Here is a 549-nt window from a genome sequence, read left to right as displayed (position 1 = left end):
AGGCGAAGCGGCTGAAGGCGCTCGAGGACGAGAACGGCCGGCTCAAGAAGCTTCTGGCCGATGCGATGCTGGACAACTCGGCGTTGAAGGACCTCCTCGGAAAAAAATGGTAACGCCCGCTGCCGAGCGGGATGCTGTCGCCCATCTCCAGACTGCCCATGGGATGAGCGAGCGGCGGGCGTGCCAGGCGCTGGGGTGCTGTCGGATGACAATGCGCTACCGGGCCACCAGGATCGATGACGGCTTGCTGCGCGAGCGGATGAAGGCCATTGCCCATGAGCGGCGACGGTTCGGCTATCGGCGGCTGCACGTTCTGCTCCGACGCGAGGGGCATGTGGTCAATCACAAGCGATTGTTCCGGATCTATCGCGAGGAGAAGCTGACCGTGCGCCGCCGTGGCGGGCGCAAGCGGGCCATGGGCACGCGGGCGCCGATGCTGATCCCGATGGCGCCGAACCGGCGCTGGTCACTCGACTTCGTCTCGGACCAGCTCACCGACGGCCGCCGCTTCCGCATCCTGACCGTCGTCGACGACTGCACGCGGGAATG

General features: G+C 66.3%; 1 pseudogene. It reads left to right on the top strand.

Annotation, left to right across the window (positions count from 1 at the left end):
- A pseudogene (locus AACY19_RS26880) lies at positions 1-549 on the top strand (IS3 family transposase); the annotation flags it as partial.

This window comes from Pseudomonas sp. EA_5y_Pfl2_R50 (assembly GCF_963970475.1).
Classification (GTDB): Bacteria; Pseudomonadota; Gammaproteobacteria; order Pseudomonadales; family Pseudomonadaceae; genus Aquipseudomonas.
Note: the sequence above shows the minus strand (reverse complement) of the source record. Positions and strands in the feature narration are given on the sequence as shown.